The sequence below is a fragment of the Flavobacterium psychrophilum DSM 3660 = ATCC 49418 genome (assembly GCF_002217405.1).
Lineage (GTDB): Bacteria > Bacteroidota > Bacteroidia > Flavobacteriales > Flavobacteriaceae > Flavobacterium > Flavobacterium psychrophilum.
The window spans coordinates 1-18,826 of sequence record NZ_MUHE01000060.1 but is presented as its reverse complement, the minus strand read 5'-3'; the positions used below and the strand labels follow the sequence as shown (position 1 = coordinate 18,826).

At 33.4% G+C, this 18,826-nt stretch carries 16 protein-coding genes and 1 tRNA gene; 7 read left to right on the top strand and 10 right to left on the bottom strand.

The window, feature by feature from the left end; translation table 11 throughout:
* Nucleotides 1-2: 2 nt before the first annotated feature.
* From ruvA to ruvB, 4 genes are all read right to left on the bottom strand, one after another.
* A complete protein-coding gene (gene ruvA, locus B0A57_RS11520) occupies nt 3-584 on the bottom strand; it encodes a Holliday junction branch migration protein RuvA (RefSeq protein ID WP_011964221.1) in 582 nt (193 codons plus the stop codon).
* A gap of 73 nt (nt 585-657) precedes the next feature.
* On the bottom strand, nt 658-2,973 hold the full coding sequence (locus B0A57_RS11515) for an NADP-dependent malic enzyme (RefSeq protein ID WP_034098930.1): 2,316 nt from the start codon (nt 2,971-2,973) through the stop codon (nt 658-660).
* A gap of 63 nt (nt 2,974-3,036) precedes the next feature.
* Nucleotides 3,037-3,963, bottom strand: coding sequence for a tRNA epoxyqueuosine(34) reductase QueG (gene queG, locus B0A57_RS11510; protein WP_034098932.1), 927 nt, complete (start codon nt 3,961-3,963; stop codon nt 3,037-3,039).
* Nucleotides 3,964-4,033: 70 nt separating this feature from the next.
* Nucleotides 4,034-5,056, bottom strand: a complete 1,023-nt coding sequence (ruvB, locus tag B0A57_RS11505; RefSeq protein ID WP_011964224.1) for a Holliday junction branch migration DNA helicase RuvB — start codon at nt 5,054-5,056, stop codon at nt 4,034-4,036.
* A 208-nt stretch (nt 5,057-5,264) separates the two neighbouring features.
* On the opposite strand from ruvB, the gene B0A57_RS11500 reads away from it, so the two are divergent.
* Entirely contained in the window at nt 5,265-6,710 is a 1,446-nt protein-coding gene (locus B0A57_RS11500; protein WP_011964225.1) for an APC family permease, read from the top strand.
* A 139-nt stretch (nt 6,711-6,849) separates the two neighbouring features.
* Here the strand turns inward: B0A57_RS11500 and B0A57_RS11495 are convergent, their stop codons facing one another.
* From B0A57_RS11495 to B0A57_RS11485, 3 genes are read right to left on the bottom strand one after another with little or no spacing between them, the layout of a single operon-like run.
* Nucleotides 6,850-9,093 carry a M1 family metallopeptidase gene (locus B0A57_RS11495; RefSeq protein WP_034098934.1) on the bottom strand — a complete coding sequence of 748 codons (2,244 nt, stop codon included), beginning with the start codon at nt 9,091-9,093 and terminating at the stop codon, nt 6,850-6,852.
* A 58-nt stretch (nt 9,094-9,151) separates the two neighbouring features.
* Complete coding sequence (locus B0A57_RS11490) at nt 9,152-9,655, bottom strand: DUF6702 family protein (RefSeq protein ID WP_011964227.1); 504 nt, start codon at nt 9,653-9,655, stop codon at nt 9,152-9,154.
* Nucleotides 9,656-9,668: 13 nt separating this feature from the next.
* Entirely contained in the window at nt 9,669-10,388 is a 720-nt protein-coding gene (locus tag B0A57_RS11485; RefSeq protein ID WP_011964228.1) for a peptidase associated/transthyretin-like domain-containing protein, read from the bottom strand.
* 116 nt (nt 10,389-10,504) lie between these two features.
* On the opposite strand from B0A57_RS11485, the gene pepE reads away from it, so the two are divergent.
* Nucleotides 10,505-11,212, top strand: a complete 708-nt coding sequence (gene pepE / locus B0A57_RS11480; RefSeq protein WP_011964229.1) for a dipeptidase PepE — start codon at nt 10,505-10,507, stop codon at nt 11,210-11,212.
* 35 nt (nt 11,213-11,247) lie between these two features.
* Here pepE and B0A57_RS11475 read toward each other — a convergent pair.
* Nucleotides 11,248-11,320, bottom strand: a tRNA-Gly gene (locus B0A57_RS11475).
* Nucleotides 11,321-11,601: 281 nt separating this feature from the next.
* Here B0A57_RS11475 and B0A57_RS11465 point away from each other — a divergent pair.
* On the top strand, nt 11,602-12,033 hold the full coding sequence (locus B0A57_RS11465) for a GNAT family N-acetyltransferase (RefSeq protein ID WP_011964230.1): 432 nt from the start codon (nt 11,602-11,604) through the stop codon (nt 12,031-12,033).
* Nucleotides 12,034-12,042: 9 nt separating this feature from the next.
* On the top strand, nt 12,043-13,743 hold the full coding sequence (locus B0A57_RS11460) for a L,D-transpeptidase family protein (protein WP_034098936.1): 1,701 nt from the start codon (nt 12,043-12,045) through the stop codon (nt 13,741-13,743).
* On the opposite strand, the gene B0A57_RS11455 is transcribed toward B0A57_RS11460, so the two are convergent.
* A complete protein-coding gene (locus B0A57_RS11455) occupies nt 13,732-14,442 on the bottom strand; it encodes a murein L,D-transpeptidase catalytic domain family protein (RefSeq protein ID WP_011964232.1) in 711 nt (236 codons plus the stop codon). The genes B0A57_RS11460 and B0A57_RS11455 overlap by 12 nt on opposite strands.
* A 240-nt stretch (nt 14,443-14,682) precedes the next feature.
* On the opposite strand from B0A57_RS11455, the gene gpmI reads away from it, so the two are divergent.
* From gpmI to B0A57_RS11440, 3 genes are all read left to right on the top strand, one after another.
* On the top strand, nt 14,683-16,200 hold the full coding sequence (gene gpmI, locus B0A57_RS11450; protein ID WP_011964233.1) for a 2,3-bisphosphoglycerate-independent phosphoglycerate mutase: 1,518 nt from the start codon (nt 14,683-14,685) through the stop codon (nt 16,198-16,200).
* Nucleotides 16,201-16,573: 373 nt separating this feature from the next.
* Nucleotides 16,574-17,617, top strand: coding sequence for a tyrosine-type recombinase/integrase (locus tag B0A57_RS11445; protein ID WP_011964234.1), 1,044 nt, complete (start codon nt 16,574-16,576; stop codon nt 17,615-17,617).
* Between the two features lie 170 nt (nt 17,618-17,787).
* The gene (locus tag B0A57_RS11440) at nt 17,788-17,967 is read left to right on the top strand and encodes a DUF2158 domain-containing protein (RefSeq protein ID WP_038466678.1); all 180 of its coding nucleotides are present in this window, start codon (nt 17,788-17,790) and stop codon (nt 17,965-17,967) included.
* Here B0A57_RS11440 and B0A57_RS12270 read toward each other — a convergent pair.
* Nucleotides 17,936-18,112 (bottom strand): hypothetical protein, encoded by a 177-nt coding sequence (locus B0A57_RS12270; protein WP_158409054.1) that lies wholly within the window; start codon nt 18,110-18,112, stop codon nt 17,936-17,938. The two genes, B0A57_RS11440 and B0A57_RS12270, sit on opposite strands and share 32 nt — an antisense overlap.
* Nucleotides 18,113-18,826: the final 714 nt, after the last annotated feature.

The window sequence follows — 18,826 nt, the reverse complement described above, 5'->3', positions numbered from 1 at the left end:
GATTATAAATTTTTTAAGGCTTGTTTAATTATAGTTTCTACGGTGGCATCTGGCATGGTTGCAACGATTTTTTCGACTACTTTTTCTGCCGATTTCCTGATAAATCCTAGAACTTCTAATGCAGATAACGCTTCATCTTTGTTTGTATTGCTTTGTGAGATAGAAACTTGGTCTAAATCATAAAGTTTTAATACTTTTTCTTTCAGATCGATAATGGTTCGTTGGGCAGTTTTCACTCCAATTCCTTTGATAGACTGAATTGTTCCTACATCGCCAGAACCAATCGCATTAATAATTTGTTTGGGTTCTATTGATGATAACATTGTGCGTGCAATATTGGCTCCTATTCCCGAAACAGAAATTAACAGTTTAAAAATTTCCTTTTCAGATTTTTCGGCAAAACCGTATAACGAATGACTATCTTCCTTTATTATTAGATGGGTAAAAAGCTTTACAAAATCGGTTGTAGGCAATAAACCATAAGTGTGCAGCGAAATATTTACATGATAACCAACACCGTTGCAATCTATTACAACTTCTGTTGGTGATTTTTCGACTAATTTTCCTTGAATGTGTGCTATCATAAATAAAACCGTAAACTTTCAAATATACTAATTTTTTCGAATTTTAATTAACTTTTTCAGACCAACTACCCGATTATTCAATTAAACTAATGTTTTCAGATTTCTTGTTAAGTTTTAGTTTTTTCTCTTTTTCTTGTGCATCAACAGCAGCAACAGCGGCCATATTTACCATCTCTTCTACGCTTGCACCCAATTGAAAGATGTGTACCGGCTTGTCCATACCTAAAATTATAGGTCCAATTGAATCTACTTTGTATAATTCTTTTAGTAATTTATAAGTAATATTTGCCGATTCTAAATTTGGAAAAATAAGCGTATTTACTTTGTGTCCCACCAATTTAGAAAACGGAAATTTGCTTTTTAGCATTTCTGGATTTAAAGCAAAATCTGTCTGAATCTCCCCATCTACAATCATATCTGGAAATTCGTTATGAAGATATGAAACGGCTTCTCTAACTTTAGATGCACTTTCGCTGTTTGAAGAACCAAAATTAGAAAATGAAACCATGGCAATTACAGGTTGTATCCCGAACATTTTAACTGTTTTTGCAGTCATCAGGGCAATTTTCGCTAAATCATCTGAACTTGGATTTGTGTTTATTGCCGTATCAGACAAAAACATAGGCCCACGAGCCGTCATCATCATATTTGTGCTGGCAATTCGAGTAACCCCAGGTGCTTTACCTATGAGTTCCATCATTGGTTTTACTACGGTTGAGTAACTTCTAGAATAGCCTGTTACTAAAGCATCTGCCTCGCCTTCGTTAACCATCATTGCTGCAAAATAATTACGCTCACGCATCCATTTTTGAGCATCTAATAAGGTAATTCCTCTACGGCGGCGAGATTCCCAATATATTTCGGCAAAGCGCAATCTTCTGGCGTCTTCTTCTTTTGTTTTTGGATCTAAGATGGCTACTTCGGCATCGAAACCTATTTCTTCTTTTAGTTCTAAAATAATCTCTTTGTTTCCTAATAATATTGGTATTCCAATACCTTCTTCATGCACAATTTGAGCGGCTTTTAGAACATCTAAATGGTCTGCTTCGGCAAAAACGATTCGTTTTTTATTTGTTTTAGCCCTGCTAGTAAGCAACCTAACTAATTTATTATCAGACCCTAAACGATCTAATAATTCTTCCTTATATTTTTCCCAATCGGTAATTTCAATTTGAGCAACACCGCTTTCCATGGCTGCTTTTGCTACAGCTGGTGCAACTTCGATAATTAATCTTGGATCGAATGGTTTTGGAATAATATAATCTCTTCCAAAATTTAGTTTGGTTTCTCCGTAAGCAATATTTACTTGTTCAGGAACCGATTGTTTTGCTAGATAAGCCAAAGATTTAACGGCAGCCATTTTCATTGCTTCGTTAATTTTTGTAGCTCTCACATCGAGTGCGCCACGGAAAATGTAAGGAAATCCTAAAACATTATTTACTTGATTTGGAAAATCTGAACGACCCGTTGCCATAATAATATCTTTACGTGTTGCAATGGCAACATTGTAATCGATTTCTGGTGTTGGGTTTGCCATGGCAAAAACGATAGGGTCGTTTGCCATTCCTAATAGCATTTCTGGTGTAAGAATATTTCCTGCAGAGAGTCCTAAGAAAACATCGGCACCTATTAAGGCGTCGTGCAAATTAATGTTTGGTTTTGCTTTAGAGTATTTTTTTTGAAGCTCGGACAAATCAGTTCTTGCTGAAGAAAGCACTCCGTCTTTGTCGAACATAATAATATTGTCTGGATTTATACCTAAAAGTACGTATAAATTAGCACAAGCTAATGCTGCCGAACCTGCTCCAGAAACAACTAGTTTTACTGTTTCTATTTTTTTATTGGCTAATTCTAATGCGTTTAATAAAGCCGCTGATGAAATAATTGCAGTTCCGTGCTGATCATCATGCATGACAGGAATATTTAATTCTTCGACCAATCGCCTTTCGATTTCGAAAGATTCTGGTGCTTTAATATCTTCTAAATTAATTCCTCCAAAAGTTGGCGCAATGGCTTTTACTGTTTCTACAAATTTATCTATATCTGTTGCATCAACTTCGATATCAAAGACATCAATACCTGAAAAAATCTTAAACAATAAAGCTTTCCCTTCCATTACTGGCTTAGAGGCTTCTGGACCAATATTTCCCAGTCCTAAAACTGCTGTTCCATTAGTTATTACTGCAACTAAATTTCCTTTGGCTGTATATTTATAAACATTATTAACATCTTTTGCTATTTCGAGACAAGGCTCTGCTACTCCTGGCGAATAAGCTAATGATAAATCACGTTGTGTTGCGTATTTTTTTGTAGGAACAACCTGAATTTTTCCTGGTGTAGGTTTAGCGTGATATAGTAATGCTTCTCTTCTTTTGTTATCTTTTGACATATTTTAAAATTACTATGAATTTACAAAGTTAAAATATGAATTTGAAGTAAGAAATTTTTGATGTTAATCTTTTAAAAAGTTTATATTTCTTTTTAACCCACCTATTTTTGTTCTCTTTACTGCCGAATCTTTAAATGTTTTCTTGAAAATTTCTTCGGTAATTTCTTCCCAGTCTTTTTTTGTAAATGATAAAACTTCTGGGTTTGGATTAAAAAGTGGTTCGTTGTGGGGTTTCGAAAATTTATTCCATGGGCAAACATCTTGGCAAACATCGCAGCCGAAAGCCCAATCATTAAATTTTCCTTTCATCTCTGTTGGAATATTTTCCTTAAGTTCGATGGTAAAATAAGAGATACATTTACTCCCATCTACAATATAAGGAGCTACTATTGCATCTGTCGGACAAGCATCTATACAAGCCGTACAGCTTCCGCAATGGTCTGTTGTAGGATTGTCATATTCCAAATCTAAATCGATAATAAGCTCTGCAATAAAATAAAAAGAACCAACTTGTTTTGTTAATAAATTGCTGTTTTTTCCTATCCAACCCAAGCCAGATTTTGCGGCCCAAGCTTTGTCTAGAACTGGTGCCGAATCTACAAAGGCACGACCAGAAACTTCTCCAATTTCAGTTTGAATAAAATGCAATAATGCTGCCAATTTTTCTTTAATCACAAAATGATAATCTTGCCCATAAGCGTATTTTGATATTTTATAAGAGTTGGTATTTTGAATTTCTGATGGATAGTAATTTAGTAATAACGAGATGACGCTTTTTGCATCATCAACTAGTAAAGTTGGATTTAATCTTTTGTCAAAATGATTCTCCATGTAAGACATCTGACCATTCATTTGCTTGTTTAGCCAATTTTCTAATCGTGGTGCTTCTGCTTCTAAAAAACCTGCTTTGGAAATACCACAAGACAAAAACCCGAGGCGTTTGGCTTCGGATTTGATTAGATTGGTATATTTTGATTTGTTGTTTATCAATTAAAGTTATATGACAAAGAAAAGCACAGGGGTTTTATAAAGTTTTGTTGTGAGAATAAAAATCGTAAAATTAAAACAATCCGCCTTGCACATTGGCTTTAACCTTTCCTAAATGTTTATAAGCTTTTTCGGTAACTTCTCTTCCACGAGGGGTTCGCATGATAAATCCTTCTTGTATTAAGAATGGTTCATATACTTCTTCGATGGTTTCGCTACTTTCGGAAACGGCTGTCGCTAATGTAGATAATCCTACTGGTCCGCCTTTAAATTTATCTATAATTGTGTTTAGAATTTTGTTATCCATTTCGTCTAATCCGTGCGCATCTACATGCAAGGCATTTAAGGCAAATTTTGCTATTTCGATATCGATACTTCCGTTTCCTTTTATTTGTGCAAAATCACGAACACGACGCAACATGGCATTAGCAATACGAGGTGTTCCTCGGCTACGACCAGCTATTTCTATGGCGGCTTCCATGGTAATTGGCATTTTTAAAATAGAGGAACTTCGCTGCACAATTGTGGTTAAAAGTTCTGCATTATAATATTGTAAACGGCTTTGAATCCCGAAGCGGGCACGCATAGGTGCGGTTAACAATCCTGAACGTGTGGTTGCCCCTACTAATGTAAATGGGGATAAATTAATTTGAACCGAACGTGCATTGGGTCCAGATTCGATCATGATATCAATCTTAAAATCTTCCATTGCAGAATATAAATATTCTTCGACAATGGGACTCAAGCGGTGTATCTCATCAATAAACAAAACATCTCTCTCGTCTAAATTTGTGAGTAATCCTGCTAAATCACCTGGTTTATCTAGAACAGGCCCTGATGTTATTTTGATTCCTACACCCAACTCATTAGCTAAAATATTGGCCAAAGTGGTTTTTCCTAATCCTGGAGGCCCATGAAAAAGGGTGTGATCTAGTGCTTCGCCACGAAGGTTTGCGGCTTGTACAAATATTTTTAGGTTTTCTAAAACTTGCTCTTGTCCTGTAAAATCATCAAACGAGAGTGGTCTCAATTTTTTTTCTAAATCGAGTTCTTCTGGATTGTATTTTTGATTGGTAGGATCTAAATTTTCATTCATCGTACAAATATAAAAGTTTATTCGTTAAAGTCGCAAGTTGAAATGTCATAATGTCGAAAGTCTTAATTTAATGAGTGTTTTAGCCTTTATATTTAACGAAAGTTAAACAAAAAAACAGGAGATAGACTCAATTTGCTTTACGTCTTCAAAAATTTATGATTTGTAATTTTAACAAAAAAAACTATATTAGCGTTTAAAAATATTTTTTATGCAAGAAGAAAAACAAACTTTTAAACGTGAATTAGGACTACTTAATGCGACAAGCTTGGTTACTGGATCTATGATTGGGTCTGGAATTTTTATAGTAACAGCCCAAATGGCTCGAGATATTGGCTCTGCTGCTTGGCTGCTGGTTATTTGGCTAATAACAGGATTATTAACCATGACAGCCGCTTTGAGTTATGGCGAATTAGCAGGAATGATGCCTAATGCGGGAGGACAGTTTGTATATATTCAAAGGGCTTACGGAAAATTAATCTCCTTTTTGTATGGATGGACGGTTTTTACGGTCATTCAAACAGGGGGTATTGCAGCGGTGGCGGTGGCATTTAGCAATTATTCGGCAGTGTTTTTTCCTTTTTTAGAAAATAAATTATTCGCTATTGGCGAAAGCTATACTTTCTCAAACAAGCAAATTCTTGCTATGACAAGTATTATTTTGCTTACTTATATTAACACAAAAGGTATTCAGAGCGGAAAAACGATTCAATTAATATTTACATTAGCCAAAATATTTGCCCTTTTTGCGTTAATTATTTTAGGATTATATGTTGGTTTACATACTGATGTTTTGTTTAACAATTTCTCTCACATGTGGGAAGCTTCTAAAACAGTTTTAAATACCGACGGAACGGTAACTGTAACCAAATTAGCGGGAGTTGCCTTGCTTGGTGCAATGGGAGCCACCATTATTAATTCTCTTTTTTCGAGTGATTCTTGGAACAATGTAACATTTATTGCTGGAGAAATAAAAGAGCCTAAGAAAAATATCCCTAGAAGTTTGTTTTTAGGAACACTGATTGTTACTATCATTTATATCCTGGCAAACATTGCGTATTTGTCATTATTGCCTATGCAGGGAACTCCTGTTGGAGAATCGGTAATGAGTAACGGAATTATGTTTGCTAGCCAAGACCGAGTTGGTGCAGCTGCTGCCAATGTAATCATGGGTAATATTGGTGTTTTTGTGATGGCTGGATTAATTATGGTTTCTACTTTTGGATGCAATTCAGGATTGGTGCTTTCTGGTGGAAGATTATTTTATGCGATGTCTAAAGATGGATTGTTTTTTGAAAAAGCTGGGCATTTAAACAAAAACAACGTTCCTGAAAAAGCACTTTGGTTTCAATGTATTTGGGCTTGTACTCTTTGTGTTTCAGGAAAATATGGCGATTTATTAACCTACGCTACCTTTGCCTCTTTGTTGTTTTATATTCTGACTATTTACGGAATTTTTATTCTTAGAAAAAAAGAACCAAATGCCAATCGTCCTTATAAAGCTTTAGGTTATCCTATAATTCCTTCCATTTATATTGTGATTACTTCTCTGATTTGTATCACGTTATTAATTTATGATACCAAAAGTACTGGATTGGGATTATTAATAGTTAGCTTAGGTATTCCTGTTTACTATTTGACTAAAAGAGAAGTGTAATACACTTTTTACATTTAATTTACTGAAAAATATCGATGATGTTATCTTCCGAGAAACAAGAAATGACAACATCACATAAAAAAAGAGAAGAAACACAACAAGTTTCTTCTCTTTTTTTATTTAATTTGTTTAAAAAAATTTAATCAAATTTAGATTTTACTATTCCTTTTGGCCAGGTATTATTGGTTATATCTACATCTGCTGTTTCTAGTTTTGGATCTACTATAATTTTAGAAATTACTTTTTGTGTAGCAAATGTTCTAACAACCTCAGCATCATTCATTCTCCAAATTTGTGCTGGAAATGTTTGAGTTTCGGTCGTTCCGTCTTCAAAAATTAGTTGTACAATAATTGGCATGACTAATCCTCCAGGCTTGTTAAAAGTTACTTCGTAAAAATATTTTGGGGAAGCTAATTTTGCAATTTCTTCTGGTTTGAAATTAGTTTGCACAAATTCATCTAAAGTTTTAATCTCTTTTGTGTTTAATGCTTTTTTGTTTTCTGCTAATAAATCCTGACTTGTACTAGAAACCATATATACTAGTGGACCAGCCATTTTGCGTCTGTTTCTTCTGGTAACTTCTGGTGCCTTAAAATCTTTCGGAGCATCGTTACTCACATAATATTGAGTTACTTCTTTAATACCAATATCTGTAAAATCTGTTGTATAAAACCAACCACGAATAAACCAATCTAAGTCGGTTGCCGATGCGTCTTCCATAGTTCTGAAGAAATCTTCTGGAGTTGGATGCTTAAATTTCCATCGGTTTGCATAAGTTTTAAAAGCATAATCAAATAATTCATGCCCCATAATGGTTTCACGCAAGATATTTAGTCCTGCTGCTGGTTTTCCGTAAGCGTTATTCCCAAATTGTTTTATTGCTTCAGAATTGGTCATAATTGGCTCTAAATTAGATTGATCACCACTCATATAAGGAACAATTTTTGCTACTGGTCCGCGATCTGCTGGAAAATTTTTATCGAAAGACATTTCGGCAAGATATTCCATAAAAGAATTCAAACCTTCGTCCATCCAAGTCCATTGACGTTCATCTGAATTAACAATCATTGGAAAAAAATTGTGTCCCACTTCGTGAATAACTACGCCCAACATGCCATATTTTACTCTGTCTGAAAATGTTCCATCAGCTTCAGGACGACCAAAATTCCAACAAATCATAGGGTATTCCATTCCTTGATCTTGTGCATTTACAGAAACTGCTTTGGGGTAAGGATAATCGAATGTATAACTAGAATAACTTTTTAAAGTATGTGCCACTGCTTTTGTAGAATATTGTTCCCAAAGCGGATTTCCTTCTTTTGGATATAAGGAAACTGCCATCACTGTTTTACCAGCCAATTGTACAGCCATCATATCTAAAATAAATTTTCTTGAGGTTGAAATTCCGAAATCTCGAACATTCTCTGCTTTAAATTTCCAAGTTTTCTTTTTGTCTGAAAAACCTTTTTCGGTTGCTTCTGCTTCTGCTTGGGTAACAATAACAACTGGTTTGTCGAAAGAATTTTGTGCTAATGTGTATCTTTTTACTTGTTCTGGCGTAAAAACTTCGGTTCTATTTAACAAGTCTCCTGTTGCTTCCATGATATGATCTGCAGGAACGGTAATATTTACTTCGAAATTCCCGAAAGGCAAAGCAAATTCTCCGCTTCCCCAAAACTGCATATTTTGCCAACCTTCTACATCATTATAAACCGCCATTCTTGGATAAAATTGTGCTAAAACGTACAATTTATTTCCGTCTTTAAAAGGTTCGTAACCAGAACGCCCCCCATCTAACATATAATTATTAATATTATAATTCCATTTGATGTGCATGACCATTTTTTCGCCATGTGCCAATGGTTTTACTAGATTGATACGCATCATGGTTTCATTGATGGTATAAGAAATTGGATTTCCTTTTACATCTTTTACGTAATCGATTTTAAAACCTCCGTCAAATTTTTCTTCTAAATATTTTCTTGAAAAACCTTGTGCGCTAATAACAGGATCTATTTTAGAATTTTCAATTAATGGTGTTTTTGATGTTTTTGCCATCAAATTTTGGTCTAATTGAATCCATAAATATTCTAAAGATTCTTTAGCATTATTTGTATAAGTAATGGTTTCTGCACCAAAAAGTTTGGCGTTTTTATCATCTAACTCAATATCCATTTTATAATCTGCCTGTTGCTGATAATATTCTGGTCCAGGCGCACCAGATGCGGTACGGTACATATTTGGGGTTGCCAGCAAATCATACATTTGACGAAATTTGTTCTTGTCTTCGTGCCCTTGTTCTTTAGCTTTTGGTTTTTCTTGAGCTATTACTACCGAGGAAAAAACGGCAAAAAACAATAAAAAAGGAATATTTTTTTTCATACAAAGTTCAATTTTAAAGCTATAAATGTAATTATTTTTATCATATAAAAACAAAAACTTAAGGTTTTAACAAACCTTTCACATTATCGAGGGTTAGCAACAAACTTTGTTTTTTACCATATATTGTGGTTTGAATGATGTTTTGCTGATCAGAATTGAGATCGAATAAAGCAGTATTTTTAAATTCTACCGATGCTATTTTTGAAATTTCCTTGACATTATAATAACAAATAACCACATTACCCTCGAGTTCCTTACTTAAATAATTGATGCTTTTTTGCTTACCATTTATTTTTACAGAAAAATTATCTAGCAGGTATTTTTTCATCAAAAGAACATCTTGTGGCATTTCATTAGGTTCGCCAATATGTGTTTTTTGATTGTATTTTGCTTTCAGTACATCATTCAAATCATCTATAAAAATACGTGAAGTTATTTCTAACATTTGCTTCTTCTGATTATAATTTACTTGATATATAGACATGTAAAATTTATGCACCGCAAAAGAGGACAAGCTTATTATCGATAAAAAAAATAATATATAAACGATTGATTTTTTCATTTTACGAAAGTAATTATTCTTTTTTGGCAAATGTAATTTGTTTGTATTTTTCTGCCAATTCTCCTAACAAAAATGTGGTCATAGTTTTATTTTTAGATTTTACACTAGCAATTAATCGTTCGTCGTCTATGACGTATATTTGAAATCCTTTAATATATTCTGCTGGGATTTTTAATGTTTCTGTATAAAAATTTTCTTCAAACAAAACTGACAATTTATCTAACAGCATTTCTTTTTTCTCTACTTCTACATTCTTTTTTAGTTCGTCAGTCCTACCGTTTATAGCATTTATGAGTTGTACAATACCCATTCCGGAACTTTCAGACATTAGTTTTCTTTCGGCTGGTGTGTATGTTTTTATGTTTTTAGACACAATTCCTAAAGAAGCAGTATTTATTTGGGGATAGTTTTTTACAACCACTTCTTCTAACTGAATTGTTTTAGGATACACTTTTACAGACAGAAAATTAGCCGAGAAATCGAGAGATTTCAAATTCAAAATTTTCCTTTCTATTTTGAGTCCCGAAAAAACTAAAACCTGATTTGGTTTGGCTTCTATCGAAAAAAAACCGTTACTATTAGCTGTTGTTTTTATATTGGCAGATAAATTTGTAACATAAATTTCTCCAATATTTAAAGCATCGGAAATAACCTTTCCTTCTAGTAATGTTTGAGAAAAAATACTTGGCGAAAAAAGGAAAACAGTAAATAATAATAGGTAAAATTGCTTCATTATAATATTAATATTTGGTAAAAATAGATTCAGATTGTCCCAATATATTATTAATGCCTTGGTAATTTTTTGTTAATAATAATATTTACCTTTGAATACATTAAAATACAAAAAACATGAAAAAAGTTATTCTTGCCAGCACTTCGACCTTATATAACGGTTCCTTTTTAGACTACTTATTACCCACCTTATCCGAACATTTTATTGGTTGCAAAACCCTGCTTTTTGTACCTTACGCTAGACCTAACGGTATTTCTTACGATGATTACACACAAAAAGTAAGTCAGGTTTTTGCTAAAATAAACATAACCGTAAATGGCATACATGAACACCAAAATCCTACCGAAGCCATACAAAAAGCCGAAGCTATTTTTACCGGTGGTGGCAACACTTTTTTATTAGTTTCGCAACTGTATAAAAACAATTTGATGACGGTTCTTAAAAACACCATCGAGGCCGGAACACCATATTTAGGTACAAGTGCAGGAAGTAATATAGGCGGAATGACTATGAATACAACTAACGATATGCCAATTGTTTTGCCTGAAAGTTTTCAAACTTTAGGATTAATCCCTTTCAATCTGAATCCGCATTTTTTAGATGCAAACTCACAATCGACACACATGGGCGAAACTCGCGAAACGAGAATAAATGAATTTCATACCATAAGCAACATTCCTGTTTTAGGATTGCGAGAAGGAAGTTGGTTAGAAATATATAAAGACAATTTTATATTAAAAGGAACGCTATCTGCCAAATTGTTTAGACAAAATGAAATTGCTGTTGAACTAGAAACAAACACAAACTTAAGTTTTTTGACATAAAAAAACCTCAAACTTAAGTTTGAGGTTTTTAGAAGAGCGAAAGACGAGGCTCGAACTCGCGACAACCAGCTTGGAAGGCTGGAGCTCTACCAACTGAGCTACTTTCGCATTACTGTGGTGCAAAGATACAGAATCTTTCTTGTTATTTCCAAACTTTTTGTAAAAAAAAATTGCTTTTTTTTTCAATTACAAAAAACAAAAAGCCTAAACTATTTATTATTAAATATTTAGCCCTTTATATAAACTTGTTTTTTTTTGAAAAAAAAGAAAAAAAAGCTTCAAACAGAACAATGCTTCACCCTCAAAGTGATAATTTATTATTACAAAATAAGATTCCTGCTATAATTAACAAATATACATACCTAAGTATATGATTAAAAAAGACAAATATGATTAAAGAAATTACAGCTCAAGAAACGCTTTTGGTACGAAATTTGGTATTAAGACCAGGAAAACTTGTTGAAACTTGTTCTTTCGATGGCGATAATTTGGAACAAACAAAACACTTTGGCTATTATGAGGGCAAAAAAATTGTAGGTATTGTGTCTGTTTATAAAAATAAAAACAGTACTTTTAAATCCCCAAATCAATATCAAGTTCGTGGAATGGCAATCTTGGAAGAATTTCAAGAAAAAGGCTTCGGAAAACTATTAATGAAACATTGCAAAGATTACTTAATAAGTAACCAAGCAAGTTTAATCTGGTTTAACGCCCGAGAAGCCGCTGTGCCATTTTATGAAAAATTAGGTTACACAAAAAATGGATTACCTTTTGCTATTGCTAATGTGGGAATTCATTTTTTAATGTTTAAAAATTTATAACAATACTAAATGAAACCAATTTACTTACTCATTCCGCTTATAGTTTTTATTTGTTGCAAGAAAAATACTTTAGATAAAAATCCTGATAACAGTTCATTTATACATTTTCCTTTTCTTAATTATTCTGTAAAAATAGATTCAGTAGTAATAAGTAACTTAAATAATCCCAATTTAGTCGCTTTTTATAAAAATTACAACAACGAAACCGTTTGGGTTTTAGAAGAAGACAGAACCGCAGTATTAAACGAATTTAAGGACGCTACAAATGAAGGTTTGCTTCCAAACGATTATAATTATACCCTACTAAACACACTAAGTTCTAATTACAACCACCTAGAAGACAACAAATTAATCGAATTTGATTTATTACTCACACAAAGCATTCAAAAATATATTGCACATATATATAAAGGAAAAATAAACCCTAGAACAATATACAAAGATTGGGATTTGAAAGAAAAAAACATCGATATAAATACGGTACTTTTTGAAATTATTGAAAAAAAATATTTTGCCTCAAAATTTGAAGATTTAAAACCCAAACATCCTATTTATAAAAACTTAAAACAAGCATTACAAGTGCTTAACGCCTTCCCTAAAGATTCTGTCCCGTTTGTTATATTAAAACCCAAAGACAAAATAGCTCTTAACAAATCTAATAAAGCAGTAAAAATCATTAAAAGCCGATTAATGTATTGGCACGACATGAAACAAGCCAATACCATTACCAATATTTATGACAAAGAAACACAAGATGCGGTAAAAACATTTCAATCTCGACACGGATTAACCCCTGACGGACTTATAGGTAAAGGAACCATTTTAGCCTTAAACTTTACCAAAAACCAACGAATTGAACAAGTCATCTCAAACCTAGAACGATGGCGATGGTTTGCAAGCGATTTTGGACAAAATTATCTTTTAATAAATATCCCTGACTACAGTTTACTTGCAATCAAGAACAACGACACCATGCAAAAACAACGAATTGTAGTAGGAAAAGATACTAGACAAACCCCTATTTTAGAATCGAAAGTTTCTAACATCAATCTAAATCCAAACTGGACCGTTCCCCCTACAATTCTTAAAGAAGACATATATCCCGACGCTATAAAAGACAAAGGCGCTTTTAAGAAAAAAGGATTGGTTATTTTAGACCATAAAAACAAAGAAATAAACCCTTGGAGTTGGACAATAGAAGATGCTAAGAAATACAAATACGTGCAAAACCCTGGAAAAAACAGTTCATTAGGACTCATGAAAATAAATTTCCCAAACAAATATTCTGTATATCTTCATGACACTAACCATCGTGATTTTTTTGGTCTCAATTACAGATCATTAAGTTCTGGCTGTGTAAGATTAGAAAAACCTTTAGAAATGGCAGAATATTTAATAAACAATCCAGAAAAATGGAATTTAAAAACCATACAAGACACCACCGATATTAATCATTACAACAAACTTCAAAAAGAAAAAGAAAAGAAAATTGCAATAAAAAACGCCAAACTTTTGGCAAAAAATCCATTATTAGTCATTCCCGAAAAAACATATCCAAAACAAGAACTAAAAACAATTGTGGTAAGAATTGCAGATGATATTTTTATTCATCAATTATATTGGACAGCCTGGTTACAAAAAGAAACACTACAATTTAGAGAAGATATTTATTGCTTAGATTCTGATTTATATAATAAATTAAGAAACTAACCTAGAAACAATTTCATAACCTCTACTTGGGTGATAAATAAAAACACAAGATTTGCCTTTAATAGTCTTAATAATCTGGAATTTTAGAGCCTCTGGAATTGCAGGACAACCCTGACTTCTTCCTAAATAGCCTTGCGATTTTATGATCGAAGGATTTGCATAACTCGCACCATGTATAACAACAGCTCTTACACGTGCATTACTATTTATCCCTTTTTCCAAACCATCTAGTTTTAATGACAATCCGTGTTTTCCGCTATAAGTTTCTCCCGTTGTATAAAAACCCAAACTACTTTTGTTCGAACTTTGAGAATTTGAAAAACTAGTAGCATATTCTCCACCAGAATTTATGCCGTGCGAAACCACTGTATTGTACAATATTGTATTTGTAGACAAATCGATAACCCAAAGGCGCTTTTTTGTAGATGACATACTAAAATCTATTACCGTCAAAACATCTTTTAAAACAAGTCCTTTGCTTTTTAAAGAATAAAACCCTTCCATTGCCTTTTTAAAACAAGCAATTTGCGGAAAAGCAAAATGGTTCGAATCTAAAGAATAATAAACCAATTCTATTTTTGCAGCAAGGTTATTTGCTGCTACACTAGCAACTAATTTAGGATCGGTTCTTGTTACGGCACTTTTTAGGGCAAAAGACATCAAAAACACTAAAAGAAGGGGCAAAATTCTACAAGTCATTGATAATGTATTAATTATATTATTATTCGTATCAAACAAATATGCAATAAAAAACAACAACAACAAAATTTTTATACACTTAATCGTTTAATTTTAACATTTTATCGATTATAATAAAGCCAAAATCTGGATATAATTTTTTACATTTGAAGCCATTTCCTGCTGTACGCTATATCTTTTCCTTGCTAAAGGAGCAAGAAAAAGGATGCCGCTACCATCAGGGCTAAAAACCCGTAAAAAATGAACAAAAAAGTAATCCTCATGATACTAGACGGTTGGGGCAAATCGCCAGACCCAAAAGTATCCGCCATAGACAATGCAAATATTCCCTTTATAAATTCGCTTTATAAAAACTATCCCAGCGCACAACTCCGTACCGATGGTCTAAACGTAGGACTTCCCGAAGGGCAAATGGGAAATTCAGAAGTAGGACACATGAATCTTGGAGCAGGACGCATTGTATATCAGGATTTAGCCAAAATAAATCTAGCAGTACAAAACAAAACCTTAAGCCAAGAAAAAGCACTAAAAGAAGCATTTCAGTACGCAAAAGAAAACAACAAACCTATTCATTTTTTAGGATTATTATCAGACGGCGGCGTACATTCTCACACCTCACATTTGCGAGGATTATTAGATGCGGCACAAAATTTTGGGCTAAAAAAAACATTCATACACGCCTTTACAGATGGTCGTGATGTAGATCCAAAATCAGCAATAGCCACAATAGAAAACCTAAACAAATACATACACAACACACCCGCAAAACTAGCATCAGTAATCGGTCGTTATTACGCTATGGATAGAGACAAACGCTGGGAACGCATAAAACTCGCCTATGACTTACTGGTAAACGGAAAAGGAAAACCATCGCAAGATGCCGTTTTAAGCATATCAAATAGCTATCAAAACAATATAACCGATGAGTTTATAGAACCAATCATCATGACCGATGACAACAATAACCCCATTGCAACCATACAAGAAGACGATGTAGTAATATTCTTCAATTTCAGAACCGACAGAGGAAGAGAACTCACCGAAGCCTTATCGCAACAAGATTTTCATGAGCAAAACATGCACAAACTTAATTTGTATTATGTAACACTCACAAACTACGACGAAACCTACAAAAATGTAAAAGTCATTTATAACAAAGACAATATAACACAAACACTAGGAGAAGTACTCGAAAAAGCAGGCAAAAAACAAATCCGAATTGCCGAAACCGAAAAATATCCACATGTAACATTTTTCTTTTCTGGCGGAAGAGAACAACCATTCCTTGGCGAAAGCCGAATCTTAAAAAATTCTCCAAAAGTAGCCACCTACGATTTACAACCAGAAATGAGTGCATACGAACTCACCGAAGCCTTAATCCCAGAAATCGAAAAAACAGAAGCAGACTTTATTTGCCTTAACTTTGCAAATGGCGATATGGTAGGACATACAGGAATTATGAGCGCCGCAATAAAAGCCTGCCAAGCAGTAAACAAATGTGTCGAAAAAGTAATTACAGCAGCATTAGCACACAATTACACAACAATTGTAATTGCAGACCATGGCAATTGCGAAACCATGATAAACCCAGACGGCACACCAAACACAGCACACACCACCAATCCTGTACCTATTATTTTAGTAGACAAAGAACTAAAAACAATTCACGATGGCGTTTTGGGCGACATTGCCCCTACTATTCTAGACTTAATGGGAATTAAAAAACCAGAAGTCATGACCAGAAACTCATTGCTATAATTTTAAAACTTAAATTTATTTTTCACCACAAAACCAATAAGCATAAATTACCCTAAACAAACAGTAAAAATATTTTTATAACTTTTTCGGTAAAATTATCTTATCTATTTAAAAGCGCCTAAAAGTACCTACATACCATATATGATTAAAAAAAAACTAACACTATTAATAACAGCATTTTGCACTATAATTTTCAATTCAAAATACTTTCCTTTTTATCGAAATTCAAAGAACTTCGTTTATAACGAAAAGGCAGCCCCTTGTGGTAACACCCAAATAATTAAATTAAAAAAACACAGTTTATTATATAATTAAGCAAAAAAAAACATACCTTCTAAAGTAATTCTTACTTCCTTTTTATATCTTTAACTTTATGAAATGGCAATCAAAAATAATCAAATACAAAGGAACTTCCCGAATTGCAGTTTCGTTCGAAAAAAACACAATTTTAATCGAACGTATAAAACAAATAGAAGGCAGGCAATGGAGTTCGTCCCTGCAAGTGTGGCATTTGCCTGACACAATAGACAATCGCATCCGATTTAAGATAGAAACCCCAATAAGCAGAGTACCATCAGAAGAAAAAAGAGAACAAATACAAAAATTCTCCAAATGGCTATTCTCCAAACGGTACAGCCCCAGTACCATAAAAACATATACCGAAGCCCTACAATCTTTCTTATTGTTTTTTGACCAAAAACCAATTACAGAAATTACCAACCAAGACGTTATTGTGTACAACAATGAGTATATCCTAAAAAACAAATTATCTGCCTCCTACCAAAACCAAATTGTAAATGCCATAAAACTATACTTTAAAACTATAAAAGAAGTTAAAATAGAGGTCGATAAAATACACCGTCCCAAACGCTCCAAATTACTACCCAATGTATTAAGCAAAGAAGAAATAAAACTAATATTAGAAGCCCACAGCAATATTAAGCACAAAACAATGCTATCGTTAATATACAGTTGTGGCTTGCGCCGAAGCGAACTTTTACACTTAAAACCGACCGATATCGATTCGAAAAGAGGCATTGTAATCATCCGCCAATCTAAAGGAAAAAAAGACAGAATAGCCCCTTTATCACCTAAAATACTAGTCATGCTTCGGGAATATTATAGTAATTACAAGCCCAAATCATGGTTATTTGAAGGACAAATACCTGGCGAGACATATTCCGAAAAAAGTCTGCAAAACGTACTAAAACAAGCCCTTGAAAAAGCAAAAATAGCAAAACCCGTAAGTTTACATTGGTTACGACATAGTTATGCCACGCATTTACTAGAAAGCGGTACCGATTTACGTTACATACAAGAATTATTAGGACATAGCAGCACCAAAACCACCGAGATATACACCCATGTAAGCACAAAAAATTTACAACAAATTAAAAGTCCTTTTGATGATTTATAACAAATTTTACATATATTAGCTCCCGAAAAAAAACTGACTCTGGTCAGACCAATCTACCCCTTTTAGGGTCGCTTTGTCTGATTTTGTCAGACCTATACAATAGTTGGGGGATATGGCAACAGAACCGCCAAAAGGAAAAGAATCATTAACAATAAAAATTATAAATAATTATGGAAAACAATTCTTTTAAACCAGGCGATGTAGTCGTTTTAAAATCTGGAAGCCCAAAAATGACAGTATCTTATTCCGACGTAACAGAAACTATTTGTCATTATTATAACTTTAACGAAAATAAGTTAAGTTTAAATAACAGAATATCTACTGTTTCTCTTGAACTTGCCGAAAATTAATTTTTTCATCTAAATCTGAATTTTCTTGATTAACCCAATCGAAATATTCTTTTGCGGTTAACAATACAGAGCCTTCTCCAAAATGTGTTTTAGTTGCTAATTCTAAACAACTAATTTTTAGTTTAATAGTTTCTTCTATTTGCATAATAAAGTGGTGGTTGACAATTTTGATTAAGTTATTCTGTTACAATTCGGGATGTCAACCGATATTTAAGAGTTGTAACAGAATTTTATTAAATGGAAAGTTGGAATAAATAAAGCCACAATCCCCCAACACACGTCACAAGCAAGCTGGGGATTTAGGCAAATGGAAAGTTTGTTTCGTATCAGTTAATATTTTGCATAACCGAAAAACAACGCTTTCTTAATCCCAGCCTGCGTGTGGCGTGGGAACGTTATGGCACAGCGCCGAATCGACTCTGGTTACTTCAATCGTGAATATTTATCTTCACACTTTTGAGATTTTTACACCTAAAATCGCTTCCGAACTGACTCAATTCAAAGTCTGAAAAGTGTACCGAACTAAACGCAAAAAAGTGTTGAGAAAAAACTTCTGAAAATATTCTGAACTTTTGAACTGCCGAAAATTGAAACCTAAAAAACCGAACTGAACGCAAAAAAGTGTTGAGAAAAACTACTGAAATTGAATAGTTTGCGGTTGAACTAAACGCAAAAAAAAATCTAAAAAAATAACAGTGCCGATTCTTAGCACCGTGCCATAACAGCTGCTACAAGCAATTTGGGTTTTAGTCTTGAATTTAAAATTCGTTTTGTGTCAGGAAAATTTGGTCAATCCGAAAGTTTTGGCTAATTTAGTCCCAAACTGCTTTTAGCAACGAAACGTTAGCGGTAAGTTTAA